This window comes from Geobacter sp. 60473, from assembly GCF_036323535.1.
Lineage (GTDB): Bacteria > Desulfobacterota > Desulfuromonadia > Geobacterales > Geobacteraceae > Geobacter > Geobacter sulfurreducens.
In genome coordinates, this window is record NZ_AP028967.1 from 1,038,802 (window position 1) to 1,058,517 (window position 19,716).

The following is a 19,716-nucleotide window of genomic DNA, read 5'->3' on the forward strand; positions in this document are numbered from 1 at the left end:
ATGAGCAACGTCATTTCGGTCGAGAATCTCGGTAAGAAATACCTCATCAGCCACCAGGGCAGGGAACCCTACACGGCCCTGCGCGACGTGCTTGCCGATGGGGCGCGTGCGTTCTGCCGCCGGATGTTTACGCCCGGAACGAGCCAAGTGGTCGCACATGCCGAAGAGTTTTGGGCTTTGAAGGATGTTTCGTTCGAGGTGAAGCAGGGTGATCGAATTGGTATCATCGGCCGCAACGGTGCGGGGAAGTCGACGTTGCTCAAGATACTAAGCCGTATTACCGAGCCGACAGAGGGGCGCGTCAGGATCAGGGGACGGATAGCGAGCCTTTTGGAGGTGGGGACCGGTTTTCACCCTGAACTGACCGGCCGGGAAAATATTTTTCTGAACGGGGCCATACTCGGTATGAACCGGGCGGAGATCGCCCGCAAGTTTGATGAGATTGTTGCTTTTGCGGAGATTGAGAAGTTTCTCGATACGCCGGTCAAGCGTTACTCATCGGGGATGTACGTGCGGCTGGCTTTCGCCGTGGCGGCGCATCTGGAGCCAGAGATCCTAATTGTTGATGAGGTGCTGGCGGTAGGGGATTCACAGTTCCAAGCTAAATGTCTTATTAAAATGAAAAGTGTGGCTGAGAGTGGAAGAACTGTACTTTTCGTAAGTCACAACATGGGTGTAGTGGGGAATTTTTGTACTCGTTTGATTTTACTTCATTCGGGTAACATTGTAGCACAGGGGAGTAACGTTGAAGTCGTTGAGCGTTATCTTTCACTCTGTCAAGATGCATTGGATGCAGGAAGAAACTTGGTTAGACAGCATCCAAGTATGCTGAATGATTTCTTCATTCCTGAAAGAATCGAACTTTATTGTGATGGTCGGCCAGCCACCGTTGTAAAGATGGGTGCCAGCCTTCAGATTGTTCTCAGCTATTCTCAGAAAAAAAACACTAACTATTTGAAAATAGGTATACATATTTTGGACTCAGGGGGTAATTTAATTTGCGTGCTCAGCCCCAACCAGCAGCTTCCAGATTTTCAGCGCTCTCTTAAGAGATTTGGGGCTATTTCTTGTACCATCCGCACTCTGAATCTTATTTCGGGAATCTATTCTCTTAACCTTCACTATGAGATCCCTGGAGCAACAAAGAGCTGCTGTATTGAAAGTGTTGCTACATTCCAGATTGTGGATAAGGATATATATGGGACAGGGGTGATTCCGTCCAAGATGCACGGCCTAGTCTTTTTTCCGGCTGATTGGAGCTTCTGAAATATGGAGTACGCTGACCTCAAAACTAAAAAAATTTCATTTTTACCGTTGGGTGATGGAACTATAGCCAGTTCGCGTCTCCGTTGTTATAAACTTCAGGATGGACTAGAACGGCTTGGTTTTATTAGTAATATTGGTTTTGACGAATTCACCGATGTCTTGTTTATACAGAAAAGAACGGATGATGCCGCGATCGATGCAGCCTACCAGTGTAAGCAGAAGTCTGGTGTATTGATATTTGATATAGATGATTTTCCTGACAGTCCCACATTCAAACAAAACTCAGAGTTATTGATTTCGCTGGCAGATGTAGTAACGACAGCAACCCATGAACAGAAGAAAATAGTGGGTCACACTTTCACTGGAGTACCTACTGAAAAAATCTTTTACTTGCCTAATCCTATTGATTATGAACTAGAACAACCCAAGAGTAAATTCCATGAGCAGAGGATTCCGCTGAAGATTGTTTGGTTTGGAAACATTGAGAACTATCCAATGAGCCTTGCTAAAGAGCTTTGTTGTATAAATGATGTGGAATTTCACGCTATTACCAATGCTACTGCAGGGATTCGCAAAAACTATCCTGACTGTCATTTCCATGATTGGTCATATGAGAATTTTTCGGATATGCTCTCAGAGTTTGACGTTTGTCTTCTTAGCCACTATGGTTCAGAAATATTTAATGCTAAAAGCGCGAATAAGATGATAACTGCTATAGTCCATGGTCTTCCGGTTATTGCCAGTCGCACCCCGGATTACCTGCGTCTGTCGCGACTTGCAGAGATAGACCAATGGTTATTCGATGATGAGGGAACTTTGCGGACATGTATTGATCGATCACGTGATCCCAGTTTGCGCAACGCTTTTATCGCATCGACTCAGCAAGTAGTCTGGGCCCATTTTCATATCGAAAAAATTTTACAGAATTTTCTGGACATCGTACGGGAAGCCATAACGTTTGCCTCATGTAACGATCCTTCAAATGTTAGGCCTACCACCCCCAAAGGATTACTGGGGCTGATTGTCAATCGCCTTCGAGTAATAGTAGGCCGATAGCAAGAAGGCTTTTAGCGCCTGGACCAACTTTATGTTATCGCTCTTAAAAAATGGACGTATTGCAGATATGCCTCAAGTTAGCGTATTGATGTCGGTTTTTAATGGTGCTGAATTCCTTGAAGAGGCTATAAACAGCATCCTGCGTCAGACCTTTTCAGATTTCGAATTTTTAATAATAGATGACGGCTCAACCGATTCCAGCAGAGAGGTTATCAGCAGTTTTGTTGACAGAAGAATTCGTCTTGTGTGTAACAACAAGAATATCGGCCTTGCCGCCAGTCTCAATAAAGGCATTGCTTTGGCTAGAGGTATCTATATAGCCCGCATGGATTCCGATGATATTAGTCATTCTCATCGTCTTGCTGCTCAAGTCGACTTCATGGATAGGCATTCGGATGTAGGAGTTTGTGGTACATGGGTAACTACTTTTGGTGATGGAGAAAATTTGGAATGGCGGTATGCGGTGAAATCGGAAGACATTAAATGCTCCCTCTTATTTGAATCTCCATTCGCCCACCCATCAGTCATGCTTCGTCGGAGTATATTGATAGATAATGGTATTTATTATGATGAAAGTCTGCAAGTTGCTCAAGACTACGATTTGTGGACTAAGCTTTCAGAGGTAACTATTTTTGCAAATTTACCCTCATTTTTATACTATTACAGAAGGCATCAAGGTCAAATCGGACAAAAAAAAATCTTAGAGCAGGCAGCAGCGTCTAGAAAAGTACGACATTTTCTGCTTAGTAAGCTTACATCCAGTTTAACATCTGCAGATCTGGTTATGCATGAGGCAATATGTGTTAAACAGTATGAAAATAGTAAAGATTTTGTTTTAAATGCTGAAAAATGGCTATTGAGGCTTCTTAGTCTGAACCAAAGAACCCAAGTATACCCAGAACTTACCCTTGGTGAAGCCTTAGCCTATAGATGGCTAGATTTATGTATGCGATCAACATCACTCGGTTTCTGGATGATTAAAAAATATATTGACTCTCCTTTGAGTGACTTAGTCAAAAGCTCCAATCTAGTGAAAATGCGTCTCGTATTGAGTTGTGCCACATGCAACAAATTGCCATGGGCTAAATTGTGAGAATTCTACACGTCGGTTGGGGATTTCATCCATGGCGAGCGGGAGGACTCATCGAGTACTCCGAAGACCTCATGGATTTTCAGGTTTTGCGTGGAGATCATGTAGGCTACTTCTTTGCCGGACGATGCTATCCGTTTTTGACCGCACCTCGTTGTAGTCGGCGGCAGTGTGGGGCTATATCTCTATTTGAAATCGTCAATTCCCCTATTATGCATCTGGGCGATCAGGGAACCTTTCCTCCCGAATCGGAACTTGGCGAGCCGGTTTCCGAGAATTTTTTCAGAGAAGCGATTGAAGAGTTCCAACCTGATGTAGTGCATATTCAGGAGTTGGCGGGACTTCCCTTTACGCTCATCGATATCGTTCGTGGGGAGTATTCCCTTCCGGTTGTCATGACATTACACAACTACTTCCCGCTTTGTCCCACGCTCAATCTCTTCACGCCGGATGAATCCTTCTGTAAAACGGATGAAGTCAAGCCGAACTGTTCTGCGTGCCTCAACAAGCAGGTCGATACCGAGCAACTCATAGCTCGAACTCTTGATTTCGAGCGCCGATTGTGGTTGCGGCGTGCTTGGAGTCTCTGGCGGCGCATTGCAAGGCTATTCAAGAATTCAGTTGATTCGCGAGCTACGTACAACACCATCTCTTCAGTCTTTTCTCAGCGACTTATCTCAAATATCGAACGGTTGAGGTCCGTAGATTTACTCATTGCCCAATCCCATCGGACTCGGGAAATATATGCGGAGCGCACCGGTCGAAGTGATATAGTCATTCTTCATTCTTCTCTTGCCCATATCTCGACATTACATCCCAGAGTCATCGATACTCCTCGGGAACCAATCAGGTTTGCGACGCTGAACGGCTGCGCGTCGATTTTTAAGGGTGCAAAAGTACTGTTGGAAGCTCTCAAAATACTTCACAAGAATGGTTTTGGAGACCGTTTTGTTATGGAGATCTGGGGAGGTATTCACTCATCTGTTTACAGCGAACTTATCTCTATGCCAATGGTGACCTATAAAGGGTTCTATCAACGGAACCATCTCGATAAAATTTTGGAATCTCCCCATGTAGGTATCGTTCCGTCCATCTGCGAGGAGGTTTATGGTTATGTGGGGACTGAATTCCTCGCTAAGGGCATCCCGGTGATCGGCAGCCGGCGCGGTGGAATAACCGACTATACCTTTCCACAAAAATCGGGTTGGTTGAATGTCAGCTGTAGTCCTGAAGAGCTTGCACATATCATGGAGTCCATTATTTTGACCCCCTCGTGCATCCCCCCACTCAATCGCTGGATAGTCGAAAATCGCTCCTCCCTTATTACAGAACTGACGCTGCATGCAAATGAACTTTCGTGTTTATACGACCAACACATATTAAAACGCAGAATGTCGGAAAGGAAGGCGGATGATGTCTCCTAGAGTGACCATAGTCATAGTGACCTGGAATAAGAAGGAGGATGTTATCAACCTCCTGAATTCTATCCGCGGAATCAAATATGATAATTTCTCGATTGTGGTCGTTGATAATGCGTCAACCGATGATACTGTGCCCGCAATCAAAGCACACGATTTACGTGTCCACCTGATCGAAAACTTAGAGAACCTTGGAGGTACGGGAGGGTTCAATACGGGTATCCAGTATGCAATCAGTGAACTTGCCCAGGATTATATCTGGTTGTTGGATAATGATGCAGAGGTGACTCCCGATACCCTTTCCGAGCTCGTCAAGGCGATGGATGGTGACGCGTCGCTTGGCATCGCAGGTTCATGCATCATGAGTCCAGAGGATCGCAATCTAATCGTAGAGGCCGGGGCTTTTGTTGATTGGAAGTCGGGTACCTGGGGTCCAAATTTCCGTTATCATCGTTATGCCGATCTGAAGGTTGAGAATGTGATTGAAGTTGATTATGTGGCCGCTTGTTCCGCGTTGGTACGAGATGCTGTCGCCAAGGAGTTGGGAGGAATGGATGGCCGGTATTTTCTCCACTGGGATGATATTGATTTCTGCTTAAGTATACGAGACCTTGGATACAGATGCGTTTCTGTCTTGTCTTCAAGGGTCTATCACGGAGTCGAGAAAGGATTCAACCCTAATGTACTTTATTACGATTTCAGGAATGCATTGTTAACAATCAGTAAGCACTTGTATGGCTACAGAAAATTGCGAGCGTATCTTTCCGTGTGTTTCAATGCCTTTGCTTTCATGTTCCTTGAGGTATTCCAAGGCAGAAGCGCCTTGGCACACCTAATTTTTTCTTCTATAACTGATTTTATTTTTGCAATATACGGCAAGTCATCTAAATCGGTAGCCATAAGCGATGAGAAAGACAATTATATATGTGATTCAAAAATTGAAGGGATAATTTTAAAAATTATTGTTTTTGTTGATGGTGCGTATAATGATATCATCGCTACAATGACAAAACTAAATAATCTGTATCCAAATATTAATATAACATTATTGGTTAATTCAGAAAAATACGGAATATTGCATTCATTGAATGTAGACGAAGTGATAATCGCTAATAATTTAAAAGACAGTATTTTAAAGAAAGCTATTATTGGTAATAAGATATTATTTGGAGGATTTGATTGTGGGGTATCTTGTGTATCAACGCTGAATAGTCCTTATGCTTATCTTGTTAAAAAACATTATACCTATGACTCTTCGAGGGATGAGTTTTTTCTTTCAGATAAATCGATACGGACTATTTGGAAGGTTTCAGTTGCTATTTTCATGGGCATGGTTACCTCGTTGTTTTCTTTGCCCGTGGTCTGGTCCGCAGGTCTGCGGGAGAAAAGGAGCTATGGATGTCCAAAAAACTGATCCTTGGCGCCGGACCTTGCGGCCTCGGTACTGCCTATCACCTCTCGAGGGAGGACGAATGCGATTGGCATATTTTCGAACGCACCGATCACGTCGGAGGCCTCTCCGCCTCCTTCGTCGACGACCATGGCTTCACCTGGGACGTCGGCGGTCACGTCCTCTTCTCCCACTACGACTATTTTGACCGTGTGGTAGAGGAGGCCCTTGACGGCGCCTGGTATGAGCACCAGCGGGAGTGCTGGGTCCGCATCCGCGAAACATGGGTTCCGTACCCGTTCCAGAACAATATCCGTCACCTCCCGCCGGATGCCCTTGAAGAGTGTCTGGCCGGCCTTAAGGGGCTGGCCGGATCTCCAAGCCTTGCAGCCAACTTCCGTGAATGGATGGACCGTGTCTTCGGGGCCGGCATCGTCAAGCATTTCATGGAGCCCTACAACAAAAAGGTATGGGGCGTCCCCCTTCACGAAATGTCTCGCGAGTGGATCGGCGAACGGGTAAGCGTCATCGATCTGGCCCGCATTGAGAAGAACATAGCTGAGAAGACTGATGACGTGAACTGGGGGCCGAACAATACTTTCAAATTCCCTCACAAGGGTGGTACAGGGGCGATTTTCAGCAGCATCGCCACTCGTTTCCAGGATCGCATCTCGTTCTCCCATGAATTGACGGAGGTTGACCTTGCTGCCCGTGAACTCGCCTTTTCCAACGGTCGGCGCGAACGGTACGACTCCCTCATTACCACCATCCCCCTCGATATCTTCATAGGCCTCTGCAGGGACGTGCCGGACCATGTGCGCGAGGCTGCCAGTCGCCTGGTCCACAACAGCGGTCTCATCGTCGGCATCGGTGTCGAGGGGGAACGGCGGGACAGCAAGTGCTGGATGTATTTCCCCGAGGACAATTGCCCCTTCTACCGGGTAACCAACTTTCACAACTATTCGCCATGGAACGTCCCGAATGGCGATACCAGCCGCTTTTTCTCGCTCATGTGCGAGACTGCGTACTCTCCGCACAAACCGGTTAACCGCGCGGAGATCGTTGAAACAACCATCCAGGGACTGATAAACGCCGGCATGCTCACCGAAAGCGAACGAGAGCGGATCATCAGCCGATACGTGATAGATATCCCGTATTCCTATCCCGTGCCTACCGTGGGCAGGGATCAAGCGCTTGCCGTGATCAATCCGTTCCTCGAATCGCAGGGCGTGTATTCGCGAGGACGCTTCGGAGCATGGAAGTACGAGGTGGGCAATATGGACCATTCATTCATGCAGGGTGTAGAGGTGGCGGACCGCATCCTGAACGGTGCGGACGAGCCGACTCTCAATGGTTGCATCTGAAGCGGGCAGCGCATTGAGCATGAAAGCCACACTGTTACTGCTTAAGCAGGTCGATCGGTTAGTCGGCCGACTGGCGGCATCGTTGTTGCCCCGGCCTGTTCCGCGGCAAACGAGCGACCCTCCCCAATCCATCCTCGTCATCCGCCCCGGCGGCATCGGCGACGCTGTCCTCCTTGCTCCCGCACTGCGCGCACTGCAAAGGCGTTACCCCGGTGTCTCCATTGATATCCTGGCCGAACGGCGTAATGCCGGCGCTTTTGCTCTCTGCCCCGGCCTCCGTTCGGTTAGCCGCTACGATGTTCCCGCTGAGTTTTTTTCCGTGCTGCGTTCACGCTACGATGTTGTCATCGATACGGAGCAGTGGCACCGGCTTTCGGCGGTAGTGGCCCGAATTGTTCGCGCGGGGATCAAAATCGGCTTTGCGACCAATGAGCGCCGTCGTCTCTTCACCCATCCCATACCCTACGAGCAGGATGACTACGAGGCCGACAGCTTCATGTGTCTGTTAACACCGCTCGGCATCAGCGGGGCAGGGGAGGGTGGGGGGCCGTTTCTGGCTGTCCCGGCGCGGGATACCGAATCAGTCGAACAACTGCTCGGGGGACTGAAAGGGCGGCGATTCGTCGCACTGTTTCCCGGGGCAAGTATTGCGGAGCGGCGTTGGGGGGCGGAACGCTTCGCGAGTCTTGCTGCGCTGCTGGTGCAGCGAGGCATCGATGTCGTTGTGGTTGGAGGTGAGTCGGAGCGTGCCGACGGCCGTGCTGTTGAGGCGGCCGGCGGTCTTTCTCTGTGCGGAAGGACGGGGCTCGCCGCTACCGCAGCGGTGATCGGTCGGTCGGCACTTCTCGTCAGCGGCGATTCGGGCATCCTTCACATTGCCGTCGGTCTCGGCATACCCACAGTCTCCCTCTTCGGTCCCGGCCGGGCGAAGAAGTGGGCACCTCGCAACGGTTACCATTCGGTGGTCAACAAGGGGTTGCCCTGCTCCCCCTGTACCACCTTCGGATACACGCCGAAATGTCCTGAAAATGCGCGCTGCATGGCGGATATCACTGTGGATGAGGTTAAAGGTGCTGTTCTTGCTGTGCTTGAAAAAATAATATCTCATCCTAAATAAAGCCTTGACACCGTTTGAGCTGAGTGGTAAATGATGAAGCTCGTTTTGGTTGGAGGCGCGTAGCTCAGGGGGAGAGCGCTACCTTGACACGGTAGAGGTCGGCGGTTCGAGACCGCCCGCGCCTACCATTCAAAAAATGCTCGCGGCGAACGCTGTGGAGGGGGCATCGAAGGTTCGATGCCTCTTTCTGTTAAGGGGCCAGTGATGGGAGACATCAGGGTAACGCTGCCGGATGGTTCGGAAAGAATTCTTGCCGAGGGCGCGACGGTGCGCGATCTTGCCGCCTCCATCGGAGCCGGGCTTGCCAAGGCTGCCATAGCCGGAAAGATCGACGGAGTTCAGGTCGATGTTACCGCTCCCCTGACCAATGGCGCCAGGGTCGAGATCATTACCGATAAGTCTGCGGATGGCCTGGACATCATCAGGCACTCCACCTCCCACCTCATGGCTCAGGCCGTCAAACAGCTTTTCCCGACCGCCAAGGTTACCATCGGCCCTGCCGTTGAAACGGGCTTCTACTACGATTTCGACGTTGAACCCCCATTCAGTCCCGAGGATCTTGCCCGCATCGAGGAGCGGATGCGAGAGCTTGCCAAGGCCGACATTCCCGTCGAGCGCCAGGTGCTTTCCCGTGACGAGGCGGTGAAGCTTTTCCGTGACATGGGTGAAGAATACAAGGTCGAGATCATCGAGGCGCTCCCCGAGGAGAACGTTTCGCTCTATCGTCAGGGCGATTTCGTTGATCTGTGTCGCGGCCCTCACCTCCCTTCGACTTCCTTTTGCCGGGCGTTCAAATTGACTTCTCTGGCTGGTGCCTACTGGCGCGGAGACGAGAAAAACAAGATGCTCCAGCGGGTCTACGGAACCGCCTTTGCCGACAAGAAAGAGCTCGACGCTTACCTGGAGAAGATCGAGGAGGCCAAGCGCCGCGACCATCGCAAGTTGGGCCGGGAACTCGACCTCTTTTCCTTCTCCGACGAGGTGGGGGCCGGTTTCGTCATCTGGCATCCGAAGGGCGCCATGCTCCGTACCCTGCTGGAAGACTTCGAGCGTAGGGAGCACTTCAAGCGCGGCTATGACATCGTGGTCGGCCCACAGATCCTGAAGACCGAGCTCTGGCAGCGTTCCGGCCACTACGACAATTACCGCGAGAACATGTATTTCACCGAGGTGGAAGGGCAGGGGTTCGGCATCAAGCCGATGAACTGTCTTTCCCATATGATGATTTACAAGTCCCAGCTGCGCAGCTACCGGGATCTGCCGCTCCGTTTCTTCGAGCTCGGCACGGTGCATCGCCATGAGCGCGCCGGCGTGCTGCACGGCCTCCTGCGGGTCCGCTGCTTCACCCAGGACGATGCTCATATTCTCTGTACTCCCGAGCAACTGGACGCCGAGATCAAGGGAGTCATCTCCTTTGTGAACGACGTCATGGGCATATTCGGGTTCGACTACGAGATGGAGCTTTCTACCCGGCCCGAGAAGTCCATCGGCTCGGACGAGGACTGGGAGCGCGCCACCGGTGCCCTGCTGGGCTCCCTCAAGGATTCGGGCAGGCCCTACGAGATCAATGAGGGGGACGGCGCATTCTACGGGCCGAAGATCGACATCAAGCTGCGCGATTCCCTTGACAGGAAGTGGCAGTGTGCTACAATCCAGTGCGATTTTACGCTCCCCGAGCGGTTTGACCTTACCTATGTGGATGCTGACGGCGAGCGTAAGCGGCCGGTCATGGTCCACCGGGTAATTCTCGGGTCCATCGAGCGGTTCATCGGTGTTCTCATTGAGCACTTCGCCGGCAATTTCCCTTTGTGGCTCTCGCCGGTTCAGGCCATTGTGCTTACCGTTACCGACAACCAGCAACCCTATGCGGCGCAGGTGTTCGAGACGCTTCGGACGAACGGGGTGAGGGTTCAGAAAGATTTTCGCAACGAAAAGCTCGGATTCAAGATCCGCGAGGCGCAGCTGCAGAAAATCCCCTACATGCTCGTCATAGGTGACAAGGAAGTCGAATCAGGTACGGTAACTCCCCGGTTCCGCGACGGCTCCAACCTCGCGGCCATGAAGCCGGAGGAGTTTGTTGCGTTTGTAAATGACGAAGTGAAACGCTTTAATTAGGAGGTGGCGCCATAGCGAAGCCTACAGTGAATATCAATCAGGCCATACGGGCGCGCGAAGTGCGCGTTGTAGGCGCAGAGAGCGAACAGCTGGGGATCATGTCTCTCCAGGAGGCCCTTGCGCTGGCCGAAGCGCGGCAGCTCGACCTGGTGGAGGTTTCACCCACTGCGGTGCCGCCTGTTTGCCGGATCATGGATTACGGCAAGTTCAAGTACCAGCAGAGCAAAAAGCTTCAAGAGGCACGGAAAAAGCAGTCACACGTGCAGGTCAAGGAAGTAAAGCTCCGGCCCAAAACCGATGAGCATGACCTGATGACCAAGATCAAGCATGTGCGGCGCTTTATCGAAGAGGGAAACAAGGCGAAGGTAACCCTTGTGTTCCGGGGGCGTGAGATAACGCACCTGGAATTCGGTTCCCGGGCCCTTGACCGTGTTGCCGCCGAATTGGAAGATATCGCAGTTGTCGAATTCAAACCGAAGATGGAAGGGCGTAGCATGTTCATGATCGTTGCGCCCAAAGTCAAAAAATAGAAAACCTACCGAGAACGCAGCAAAGGAGAATAGAGCAATGCCCAAGATCAAGACCAATCGTGGCGCAGCCAAGCGCTTCAAGAAGACCGGAACCGGCAAGATCAAGCGGAGCCACGCCTTCACGAGCCACATTCTTACCTCCAAGACCAGGAAGCGCAAGCGCCAGCTTCGTTCCAGCGCTGTTGTGGCGGCAGTTGATCACAAGAATATCGCCAAGCTTATCCCTTACATGTAACGGAGCCTGCTCCGTCATGACACCGTGAACCGTGAGGAACTGTCTCCCCTTGCGGATCCGGGAAAATACGACAGAAGAAGGAGTAGTAGATGCCACGGGTAAAAAGAGGATTCAAAGCGAGACGCAGAAGAAACAAAGTACTCAAGCTTGCCAAGGGCTTCAGGGGCGCACGGAGCAAGTTGTTCAGGAGCGCGACGGAGGCCGTAGACCGGGCGCTCAATTACGCGTTCCGGGACCGCAAAGTCAAGAAGCGTGACTTCCGGGCCCTCTGGATCACGCGGATCAATGCGGCTTCCCGGCTCAACGGGCTTTCATACAGCAAGCTCATCCACGGCCTCAAGCAGGCTCATGTTGAAATCGACCGCAAGGTCCTGGCTGACTTGGCTGTGTCGGACCCCAAGGGGTTCTCGGAAATCGCTACCCTCGCCAAAGCTCAGTTTTAGTGAAATCCTGAGGAATACAAAAAGAAATGGGATGCTCTGCGTTCCATTTCTTTTTTTGTAAAGGGATACCGGACATGAATGAAACGCTTGATCAACTGATGCAATCGGCCCTTGCGGAGATTGCCGGCGCAGCCTCCGAGGGCGCCCTGCAGGAGTTGCGCGTCAGGTACCTGGGGAAAAAGGGTGAACTGACGGCGGTCATGAAGGGGCTCGGTTCGCTCTCGCCCGAAGAGCGTCCCCGCATGGGCCAAATGGTCAACACGGTCAAGGACCGGCTCGAGACCACGCTGGAGGAAACCCTGCAACGGGTCAGGGCTGCGGCTAAAAAGGAGCGCCTCGAGCGGGAACGCCTCGACGTGACGCTCCCCGGTCGTACGTCGCCTTTGGGAACCAAGCACCCCATCTCGCTCGTCATCGAGGAAATTTCGGACATCTTCGCCGGCCTCGGCTTTCAGGTGGCCGAAGGCCCCGAGGTGGAGCTGGACTTTTACAACTTCGAGGCTCTCAATTTTCCCAAGGATCACCCGGCCCGGGACATGCAGGATACCTTTTTCGTTGATGACGACATCCTGCTGCGCACCCACACCTCTCCGGTCCAGGTCCGGACCATGCTCAAGCACGCACCTCCGGTCAGGATCATCTCGCCGGGCACGGTTTACCGGTGCGACTCCGATGCCACCCACTCTCCCATGTTCCATCAGATCGAAGGTTTCATGGTGGACAAGGGTGTTACCTTCGGCGATCTGAAGGGGATACTGACCAACTTTGTGAACCAGTTCTTCGGCGCCGGAACAGGGGTTCGGTTACGTCCCTCATTCTTCCCCTTCACCGAGCCGAGCGCCGAGGTGGACATTGCCTGCGTCATGTGTAAAGGGCAGGGGTGCCGGGTCTGCAAGCAGAGCGGCTGGCTCGAAATTCTGGGTGCCGGCATGATCGATCCGGAAGTCTATCGCCACGTGGGCTATGATCCCGAGTCGATCTCCGGTTTTGCGTTCGGTATGGGGATTGAGCGGGTCGCCATGCTCAAGTACGGCATAGGGGATCTGCGTATGTTCTTCGACAATGATGTGCGGTTCCTGCAACAATTTAGATAATCTGGCTTGTTGGGGTGGCATCCCTCTGGTGAAACTTTAACTACTGCGTCTCGGATAGAGTGAGAATATGATCGTTACGTACAACTGGCTCAAGGAATTTGTCGAATGTGATCTCTCTACTCAGGAGCTTGGCGACCTGCTTACCATGCTCGGCCTCGAAGTGGAGGGGGTACGCGAGGTCGGTGGCGGCCTCGACCAGGTAGTGGTCGCCGTGGTGGAGGAGCGTCGGAAGCATCCCAATGCGGACAAGCTTTCGCTCTGCAAGGTCAACAACGGCCGGGAGATCCTGGATATCGTCTGTGGAGCCCAGAACTTCACTGCCGGCGACAAGGTCGCCCTGGCCCAGATCGGGGCCGTGCTGCCGGGTGACTTCAAGATCAAGCGATCCAAGATACGCGGCGAGGAGTCGTGCGGCATGCTCTGCTCCGAGCGCGAACTGGGGCTTTCCGCTGAATCGGAAGGGATCATGATCCTTCCGTCCGACCTGCCGCTCGGAGTTCCCCTGTTCGACGCCCTTGGCCTCAAGGACACGATCTTCGAGATCGGGCTTACTCCCAACCGTGCCGATTGTCTCAGCGTTATCGGGGTGGCACGGGAGATTGCGGCAAAGCTCGGGAAGCGGATTACCTATCCGGGACACGCGGTTGTCGAGTCCGGTGAGCCGGTGACGCAGAAGGCAACGGTCATTGTGGAGGATCCCGAACTCTGCCCGCGCTATACTGCCCGCTTTATCAGCGGATGCTCCATCGGTCCCTCGCCGGCATGGCTGGTTCGGCGCCTTGAGGCGGTCGGAATGCGCTCCATCAACAACGTGGTCGACGTGACCAACTACGTCCTGATGGAGTATGGGCATCCTTTGCACGCCTTTGATGCCGACCTGCTTGAGAACAGCACGATCGTTGTCCGTCGGGCAACGGACGGTGAGGTGTTTACCACCCTTGATGGTCAGCAGCGCACCCTCACTGCCGGCGATCTCACTATCCGTGACGGAGCGAGGAGTGTTGCCCTCGCTGGTATCATGGGGGGAGAGAATTCGGAAATCCGTGATACCACGACGAATATCCTGCTGGAGAGCGCTTACTTCAATCCCTCCGCCATCCGTCGTACCGCCAAGCGCCTGGGGCTCCACACCGAGTCGTCCCACCGTTTTGAGCGTGGGGCCGACGTGGCCATTGTGACCAGGGCCCTGGACCGGGCTGCCGCGCTTCTGGCCGAACTGGCCGGCGGGACTGTTGCCGCGGGAATTATCGATGCCTATCCCACGCCTGTTTCCCATCGGACGATCCGGTTCAGGGTGGACCGCTGCAATGCCCTTCTCGGGGTCGAACTCTCCGCCGACGAAATGAAGGCACTGTTTCATCACCTGGAATTTACCACTGTCACGGTTGAGCCCGGCATAATCGATGTGACGGTCCCGACATTCAGGGTGGACCTGGAGCGCGAGATTGACCTAGTGGAGGAGGTAGCGCGGTTAAACGGCTATGACCGGATTGAAACGACCATGCCGCGAGCCCGTGTCTTTTCCGATCGCCCCACAAAGCACCAGCGCATGGAGAGGCGGTGCCGCGATCTGATGGTGGGGCAGGGGTTCAACGAAGTCATAACCTTCAGCTTCATGGCGCCGGGCGCCCTTGACCGCATGATGCTCGGCCCTGATGATGGCCGGCGCAGCGTGGTGGCGCTCAGGAATCCACTGGTGGACGAGCAGGCGGTCATGCGGACGACGCTGCTTCCCGGGCTTTTGGAGGCCGCTTCCCGCAACTTGAATTACCGCAGTCTCGACCTGCGTCTCTTTGAGCTGCGGCGCGTGTATCTGCGGGTGGAAGGTGAGCAGCTCCCCAACGAGCCACTGGTCCTTGCCGGGCTCATGACCGGCAGGCGCTACCCCGAAGGGTGGACCCAGGAAAAGCATCCCCTTGATTTCTATGATGTGAAGGGCGTTGTGGAGACGGTTCTCGACGCATTTTCGGTCAGCGGCGCGACCTATTCGTCTGACGGCACCGATGTTTTTTACCATCCCGGCAAATCGTGCACGGTCCGGTGCGGTGATTCGATCCTGGGCTCCCTCGGCGAACTCCACCCCGATGTGCAGGACAACTTCGGGATCGATCAGCCGGTATTCTACTTCGAGCTTAATTTCGAGCGGCTCCTGTCCGTAGCGCGCGGTGCCGCGGCTGTTGTGCCGCCGTCACGCTTTCCGGATACGTTCAGGGATATTGCCATGCTTGTGGCCGATGAGACGCCGGCTGCGGATATTGTGCGGTGCATAGGCGGACTGCGTATCCGCGAAATCGAAAGTGCTGCCGTGTTTGACCTCTACAAAGGCGTCCACGTTCCCGAAGGGAAGAAGAGCATCGCGGTGCGGGTGCGCTATCGCTCCACAGAGAAAACCCTGAGCGATGACGAGGTTTCGCCGCTGCACCAGAAGGTCGTTGACAGCCTTGTCGCGAAGCTCGGTGCGACGATTCGTTAAAAACTGGTTGATTCTGCCGAATCGCTGTGATATAAAACCAGAGCTTCAGTTGGCCGGATAGTGGCTAGATTATGCAATAATTTTGAGGGAGTATATGACGAAGGCCGATATTGTCGAGCAGATATACGAGAGGATTGGTTTCTCCAAGAAAGAGTCCGCTGAACTGGTCGAGCGCGTGTTCGGTCTGATCAAGGAAACCCTTGAGCGTGGGGAAAAGATCAAGATCGCCGGCTTCGGCAATTTCGTGGTCAAGGACAAGGCCGATCGTCGTGGCCGTAATCCGCAAACCGGCGACGAGATCATCATCTCTGCCCGTAAAATTCTTACCTTCAAGCCGAGCCAGGTTCTCAAGTCCTCGATTAACACCTAGGACGCTTCGCCGGAGGCATGGTGGCGGAGGAGACCCCGGACAAGCAGTACTACCGAATCGGCGAAGTATCCCGGATTACCTCTCTCAAGCCGTCGGTTCTCCGATTCTGGGAAGCCGAGTTCAAGGAGTTGCGGCCACCCAAGAGCAGGACGGGCCAGAGGCTCTACTCGCGGAAAGATATTGAGCTTCTGCTTGAGATTAAGCAACTGCTCTATGGTGAAAAGCTGACCATTGACGGTGCACGAAAGCGTTTGGCTACGGGGAAAGGGCAGAGGCAGGCAGGAGAACCCCCTGGGCAGGATCAAGCCCTTAAAGAGATCCTCCTCTCGGTCAAATGTGAGTTGGAACTGCTGAAAAAACAACTGCAATAGCATGTATTCGGGGCGTAGCGCAGCCTGGTAGCGCACCAGACTGGGGGTCTGGTGGTCGCTGGTTCGAATCCAGTCGCCCCGACCATTTACAGGGGGTTACGAGATATATTTCGTAACCCCCTTTTGCGTATCATACGCCGGAAGCGAAGGTCCGTCCGGCATGCATCCGGAGGCAAGGAGGCGCCATGAATATTCTCGTTACCAATGATGATGGTGTTCACGCCCCGGGAATCGTGGCTCTGGCCGATGCCCTCAGACTTGTGGGCACAGTTACCGTGGTGGCTCCCGACCGTGAGCGAAGCGCGGTGGGCCATGCCCTTACGCTCCACCATCCCCTCAGGGTAACCGAGATCATGGCAGGTATCTTTGCCGTTGATGGAACCCCCACCGACTGCGTAAATCTCGGAATTCACATCCTTCTGACCGAGACACCCGATATCGTGGTGTCCGGCGTCAATCGCGGCGGGAATCTGGGCGACGACATTACGTACTCCGGGACTGTCTCCGCAGCTCTGGAGGCGACTCTCATGGGAATTCCCGCCATTGCCGTTTCTCTTGCAACAAACGGACATGGGAGCAACTACCGCGCGGCTGCTGCCTTTGCAGCACAGCTGGCAAGGGAAGTGCTCGACCGGGGCCTCCCCCGGGATACGTTCCTGAATGTCAATGTCCCCGACCTGCCTGCCGAAGAGCTTGCTGGCCCGGTCATAACCTCGCAGGGAAAGCGTGATTACGGTGGCGACATCGTTACGAAGGTAGATCCGCGCGGCAGGAACTACTACTGGATCGGCGGCAACGAGCCGGTCTTTCGCGATATCGAGGGAACCGATTTTCACGCCGTCAAGCGCGGCAGGATATCGGTCACCCCGCTTCACCTGGATCTGACGAATTACGCATCGCTCTCGATTTTGCAGTCGTGGGACCTCTCGGCATGCCGCCCGGAGGCTGGACAGCCGTCGGGAGCTCTGCTATAGTCGCGTTTCCATCAACAGGGGCATGTTATGAACTTTGAAATTGCACGCAAACGGATGGTCGAATCCCAGATCATCGCGCGAGGCGTCTCGGACCGGCGGGTGATCGAGGCGATGATGAAAGTGCCCCGCCACGTCTTCGTAGAAGAGGCCATGGCCGCCCAGGCCTACAGCGATACGCCGCTACCCATCGGCGAAAAGCAGACCATTTCTCAGCCTTACATGGTCGCCCTGATGACCGAACTCCTGGAGTTAAAGGGGAAGGAAAAGGTTCTGGAAATCGGTACCGGCTCTGGCTACCAGGCCGCTATCCTGGCAGTCATGGCCGACCGGGTCTACACGGTGGAACGCATTCGTTCGCTTGCGTTGCGGGCGCGCAAGGCCCTTGACAGCCTGGGGCTCCTCAATGTCAATATCAAGATGTCCGACGGCACGGTTGGCTGGGAAGAAGAAGCTCCCTTCGATGCCATCATCGTGACCGCCGGAGCCCCGGATATCCCGCAACAGTACATCGACCAGCTCAAGCCCGGCGGGAGGCTCGTCATCCCGGTGGGGACCCAGTTCGAGCAGGTGCTCGTCAGGGTGGTCAAGCAGGAGGACGGTTCGGTCGAGCGGGAGGACATCACGGGATGCAGGTTCGTCAAACTGGTGGGTAAATTCGGTTGGAGCAGCGATGACTGAGCGCCGCCGGGCGCTTTGCGACGGAGATCTCCATGAGCGACATGAACGAACTGGATGAGAAAGAGCTGGATGCTCCGGATGAGCCCGGCGAGGACTTCATTGAGCCCGAGCCGACGACCTTCGAGCTGGAGGCGGCAGAGGAAGAGGAAGAACCCGAGGAGCCTGCTGAAGTCGGCAAGCACATCGAGCAGGAGCACTTCGACGATGCGATCAAGCTCTATTTGCGCGAGATTCAGCGGACGCGGCTGCTGACCGCCGATGAGGAAAAAGAGCTGGCCGGCCGTATCGCCAAGGGTGACAGGGCTGCCCGGGACAAGATGATCGAGTCGAACCTGCGGCTCGTGGTCAAGATTGCCAAGCGGTACATCAATCGGGGGCTCCCTTTTCTCGACCTGATCGAGGAGGGCAACATGGGGCTCATCAAGGCGGTGGAGCGCTTCAAGCTCTCGAAGGAGTGCCGCTTCTCCACCTACGCCACCTGGTGGATCCGCCAATCCATCGAGCGCGCCCTCGTGAATCAGTCGCGGACGATCAGGCTGCCGGTCCATGTCTCCGACGACATCAACAAGATGCTGAAGATCACGCGGGAACTGGTGCAGAGACTCAACCGCGAGCCGAGCGTGAAGGAAGTCGCCACCGAGATGAAGGTGAATTCCGCCTACGTCCGGCGGCTGATGGTCCTCCTCAAAAAGACCTACTCCATCGAGCGCCCCATGGGGGAGAACAGCGATTATTTTCTTATCGACACCATTGAGGATACCTCCACCGTCTCGCCGGCCGTGCTGCTTGAGGATCTCAACAAATACGAAATCGTGTCCAAGTGGTTTGCATCCCTGTCTGAGAACGAGCAGACGATCCTCACGCTCCGCTTCGGCCTGGAAGACAAGGAGCCCCAGACCCTCGACACCATCGGTCGCAGCTTCGGCGTCACCCGTGAGCGTATCCGGCAGATCGAGGCCAAGTCTCTGGAAAAGTTAAGAAAGTATATTGAGGAAAGCGATAGCAGCGCCATCGATTGAGCCGGCTTGATGCCATCACGGAGGGGGAAGAAGCATGGATGAGCTGAAAAACATAATCCGCGACGTACCCGATTTCCCCAAAAAGGGGATTATCTTCAAGGACATTACCACGCTACTGGCGGATGCCCCATCGTTCCAGCGCATGGTGGATCTTATCGCGCATCGCTATGTGGGGAAGAAGATCAGCAAGGTTGTCGTGGTGGAAGCCCGCGGATTCGTCATCGGCGCCGCCCTGGCCTACAAGCTGGGCGCCGGCGTGGTCCTGGTGCGCAAACCGGGCAAACTCCCCTCAGAAACCTACAGCAAAACCTATCAGCTCGAATACGGCTCAGACACGCTGGAGATCCATACCGACGCCATTGCCAAGGGAGAGCGGGTGATCATCGCTGACGACATTCTCGCCACCGGCGGTACCATGGCGGCGGTCGTCGACATGGTCAAGGCGCTTGGGGGAGAGATTGTCGAGTGTTGCTTTATGGCCGAGCTCGAATTCCTCGGGGGCAGAAAGAGATTGCCCGACGGAAAGGTTTACTCGCTCCTCACGTTCTAGCACCACCGGCGAAAGGGCTTGAAAATGCGCCCCGGATAGGCTATAAAAAATTTTCTTTTGTCCCCGTAGCTCAGCTGGATAGAGCACTTCCCTCCTAAGGAAGGGGTCGGACGTTCGAATCGTCTCGGGGACGCCAATAAAAATAGGGGGTTGCAGCTATTTA

General features: G+C 53.8%; 19 protein-coding genes and 3 tRNA genes. All 22 read left to right on the forward strand.

Annotated elements, in window-relative coordinates; translation table 11 throughout:
• The 22 genes from AABA48_RS04660 to AABA48_RS04765 all read left to right on the forward strand — a co-directional run bounded on the left by AABA48_RS04660 (position 1) and on the right by AABA48_RS04765 (position 19,689).
• Positions 1–1,266, forward strand: a complete 1,266-nt coding sequence (locus AABA48_RS04660; RefSeq protein WP_286349860.1) for an ABC transporter ATP-binding protein — start codon at positions 1–3, stop codon at positions 1,264–1,266.
• Positions 1,267–1,269: 3 nt separating this feature from the next.
• Positions 1,270–2,322, forward strand: a complete 1,053-nt coding sequence (locus AABA48_RS04665; RefSeq protein ID WP_286349859.1) for a hypothetical protein — start codon at positions 1,270–1,272, stop codon at positions 2,320–2,322.
• 31 nt (positions 2,323–2,353) lie between these two features.
• Entirely contained in the window at positions 2,354–3,415 is a 1,062-nt protein-coding gene (locus AABA48_RS04670) for a glycosyltransferase family 2 protein (protein ID WP_286349858.1), read from the forward strand.
• A gap of 71 nt (positions 3,416–3,486) precedes the next feature.
• Positions 3,487–4,836: a glycosyltransferase gene (locus tag AABA48_RS04675; RefSeq protein WP_286349857.1), complete on the forward strand. Its 1,350-nt coding sequence runs from the start codon at positions 3,487–3,489 to the stop codon at positions 4,834–4,836.
• A 1-nt stretch (position 4,837) separates the two neighbouring features.
• Positions 4,838–6,244 (forward strand): glycosyltransferase family 2 protein, encoded by a 1,407-nt coding sequence (locus tag AABA48_RS04680; protein ID WP_286349856.1) that lies wholly within the window; start codon positions 4,838–4,840, stop codon positions 6,242–6,244.
• A complete protein-coding gene (locus AABA48_RS04685; RefSeq protein ID WP_286349855.1) occupies positions 6,229–7,584 on the forward strand; it encodes a protoporphyrinogen/coproporphyrinogen oxidase in 1,356 nt (451 codons plus the stop codon). The genes AABA48_RS04680 and AABA48_RS04685 overlap by 16 nt, the downstream gene beginning before the upstream one ends.
• Positions 7,571–8,701 (forward strand): glycosyltransferase family 9 protein, encoded by a 1,131-nt coding sequence (locus tag AABA48_RS04690; protein WP_286349854.1) that lies wholly within the window; start codon positions 7,571–7,573, stop codon positions 8,699–8,701. The genes AABA48_RS04685 and AABA48_RS04690 overlap by 14 nt, the downstream gene beginning before the upstream one ends.
• 53 nt (positions 8,702–8,754) lie before the next feature.
• Positions 8,755–8,829, forward strand: a tRNA-Val gene (locus AABA48_RS04695).
• 76 nt (positions 8,830–8,905) lie between these two features.
• Positions 8,906–10,816, forward strand: coding sequence for a threonine--tRNA ligase (gene thrS, locus AABA48_RS04700; protein ID WP_286349853.1), 1,911 nt, complete (start codon positions 8,906–8,908; stop codon positions 10,814–10,816).
• Between the two features lie 11 nt (positions 10,817–10,827).
• Entirely contained in the window at positions 10,828–11,346 is a 519-nt protein-coding gene (infC, locus tag AABA48_RS04705) for a translation initiation factor IF-3 (protein ID WP_039645119.1), read from the forward strand.
• A gap of 37 nt (positions 11,347–11,383) precedes the next feature.
• On the forward strand, positions 11,384–11,581 hold the full coding sequence (rpmI, locus tag AABA48_RS04710; protein ID WP_010942164.1) for a 50S ribosomal protein L35: 198 nt from the start codon (positions 11,384–11,386) through the stop codon (positions 11,579–11,581).
• A gap of 89 nt (positions 11,582–11,670) precedes the next feature.
• Positions 11,671–12,024, forward strand: a complete 354-nt coding sequence (gene rplT / locus AABA48_RS04715; RefSeq protein ID WP_286349852.1) for a 50S ribosomal protein L20 — start codon at positions 11,671–11,673, stop codon at positions 12,022–12,024.
• A gap of 74 nt (positions 12,025–12,098) precedes the next feature.
• Positions 12,099–13,118 carry a phenylalanine--tRNA ligase subunit alpha gene (pheS, locus tag AABA48_RS04720; protein WP_286349851.1) on the forward strand — a complete coding sequence of 340 codons (1,020 nt, stop codon included), beginning with the start codon at positions 12,099–12,101 and terminating at the stop codon, positions 13,116–13,118.
• A gap of 67 nt (positions 13,119–13,185) precedes the next feature.
• Complete coding sequence (gene pheT / locus AABA48_RS04725) at positions 13,186–15,591, forward strand: phenylalanine--tRNA ligase subunit beta (protein WP_286349850.1); 2,406 nt, start codon at positions 13,186–13,188, stop codon at positions 15,589–15,591.
• Positions 15,592–15,685: 94 nt separating this feature from the next.
• Positions 15,686–15,961 (forward strand): integration host factor subunit alpha, encoded by a 276-nt coding sequence (locus tag AABA48_RS04730; protein WP_286349849.1) that lies wholly within the window; start codon positions 15,686–15,688, stop codon positions 15,959–15,961.
• A 17-nt stretch (positions 15,962–15,978) separates the two neighbouring features.
• Complete coding sequence (locus tag AABA48_RS04735; protein WP_416373119.1) at positions 15,979–16,332, forward strand: MerR family transcriptional regulator; 354 nt, start codon at positions 15,979–15,981, stop codon at positions 16,330–16,332.
• A gap of 8 nt (positions 16,333–16,340) precedes the next feature.
• Positions 16,341–16,417, forward strand: a tRNA-Pro gene (locus tag AABA48_RS04740).
• A gap of 100 nt (positions 16,418–16,517) precedes the next feature.
• Positions 16,518–17,306 (forward strand): 5'/3'-nucleotidase SurE, encoded by a 789-nt coding sequence (gene surE, locus AABA48_RS04745; protein WP_286349847.1) that lies wholly within the window; start codon positions 16,518–16,520, stop codon positions 17,304–17,306.
• A 27-nt stretch (positions 17,307–17,333) separates the two neighbouring features.
• On the forward strand, positions 17,334–17,984 hold the full coding sequence (locus tag AABA48_RS04750; RefSeq protein ID WP_286349846.1) for a protein-L-isoaspartate(D-aspartate) O-methyltransferase: 651 nt from the start codon (positions 17,334–17,336) through the stop codon (positions 17,982–17,984).
• Positions 17,985–18,025: 41 nt separating this feature from the next.
• Complete coding sequence (locus AABA48_RS04755) at positions 18,026–19,003, forward strand: sigma-70 family RNA polymerase sigma factor (RefSeq protein WP_416373122.1); 978 nt, start codon at positions 18,026–18,028, stop codon at positions 19,001–19,003.
• A gap of 34 nt (positions 19,004–19,037) precedes the next feature.
• Positions 19,038–19,553 carry an adenine phosphoribosyltransferase gene (locus AABA48_RS04760; RefSeq protein WP_286349844.1) on the forward strand — a complete coding sequence of 172 codons (516 nt, stop codon included), beginning with the start codon at positions 19,038–19,040 and terminating at the stop codon, positions 19,551–19,553.
• A gap of 59 nt (positions 19,554–19,612) precedes the next feature.
• A tRNA-Arg gene (locus AABA48_RS04765) sits at positions 19,613–19,689 on the forward strand.
• Positions 19,690–19,716: the final 27 nt, after the last annotated feature.

What these genes read in the sequence shown, in the direction of transcription:
- AABA48_RS04660 (WP_286349860.1), top strand. Translation starts at nt 1, where the DNA reads ATGAGCAACGTCATTTCGGTCGAGAATCTCGGTAAGAAATACCTCATC.
- AABA48_RS04665 (WP_286349859.1), top strand. Translation starts at nt 1,270, where the DNA reads ATGGAGTACGCTGACCTCAAAACTAAAAAAATTTCATTTTTACCGTTG.
- AABA48_RS04670 (WP_286349858.1), top strand. Translation starts at nt 2,354, where the DNA reads ATGTTATCGCTCTTAAAAAATGGACGTATTGCAGATATGCCTCAAGTT.
- AABA48_RS04675 (WP_286349857.1), top strand. Translation starts at nt 3,487, where the DNA reads ATGGATTTTCAGGTTTTGCGTGGAGATCATGTAGGCTACTTCTTTGCC.
- AABA48_RS04685 (WP_286349855.1), top strand. Translation starts at nt 6,229, where the DNA reads ATGTCCAAAAAACTGATCCTTGGCGCCGGACCTTGCGGCCTCGGTACT.
- AABA48_RS04690 (WP_286349854.1), top strand. Translation starts at nt 7,571, where the DNA reads ATGGTTGCATCTGAAGCGGGCAGCGCATTGAGCATGAAAGCCACACTG.
- thrS (WP_286349853.1), top strand. Translation starts at nt 8,906, where the DNA reads ATGGGAGACATCAGGGTAACGCTGCCGGATGGTTCGGAAAGAATTCTT.
- rpmI (WP_010942164.1), top strand. Translation starts at nt 11,384, where the DNA reads ATGCCCAAGATCAAGACCAATCGTGGCGCAGCCAAGCGCTTCAAGAAG.
- rplT (WP_286349852.1), top strand. Translation starts at nt 11,671, where the DNA reads ATGCCACGGGTAAAAAGAGGATTCAAAGCGAGACGCAGAAGAAACAAA.
- pheS (WP_286349851.1), top strand. Translation starts at nt 12,099, where the DNA reads ATGAATGAAACGCTTGATCAACTGATGCAATCGGCCCTTGCGGAGATT.
- pheT (WP_286349850.1), top strand. Translation starts at nt 13,186, where the DNA reads ATGATCGTTACGTACAACTGGCTCAAGGAATTTGTCGAATGTGATCTC.
- AABA48_RS04730 (WP_286349849.1), top strand. Translation starts at nt 15,686, where the DNA reads ATGACGAAGGCCGATATTGTCGAGCAGATATACGAGAGGATTGGTTTC.
- AABA48_RS04735 (WP_416373119.1), top strand. Translation starts at nt 15,979, where the DNA reads ATGGTGGCGGAGGAGACCCCGGACAAGCAGTACTACCGAATCGGCGAA.
- surE (WP_286349847.1), top strand. Translation starts at nt 16,518, where the DNA reads ATGAATATTCTCGTTACCAATGATGATGGTGTTCACGCCCCGGGAATC.
- AABA48_RS04750 (WP_286349846.1), top strand. Translation starts at nt 17,334, where the DNA reads ATGAACTTTGAAATTGCACGCAAACGGATGGTCGAATCCCAGATCATC.
- AABA48_RS04755 (WP_416373122.1), top strand. Translation starts at nt 18,026, where the DNA reads ATGAACGAACTGGATGAGAAAGAGCTGGATGCTCCGGATGAGCCCGGC.
- AABA48_RS04760 (WP_286349844.1), top strand. Translation starts at nt 19,038, where the DNA reads ATGGATGAGCTGAAAAACATAATCCGCGACGTACCCGATTTCCCCAAA.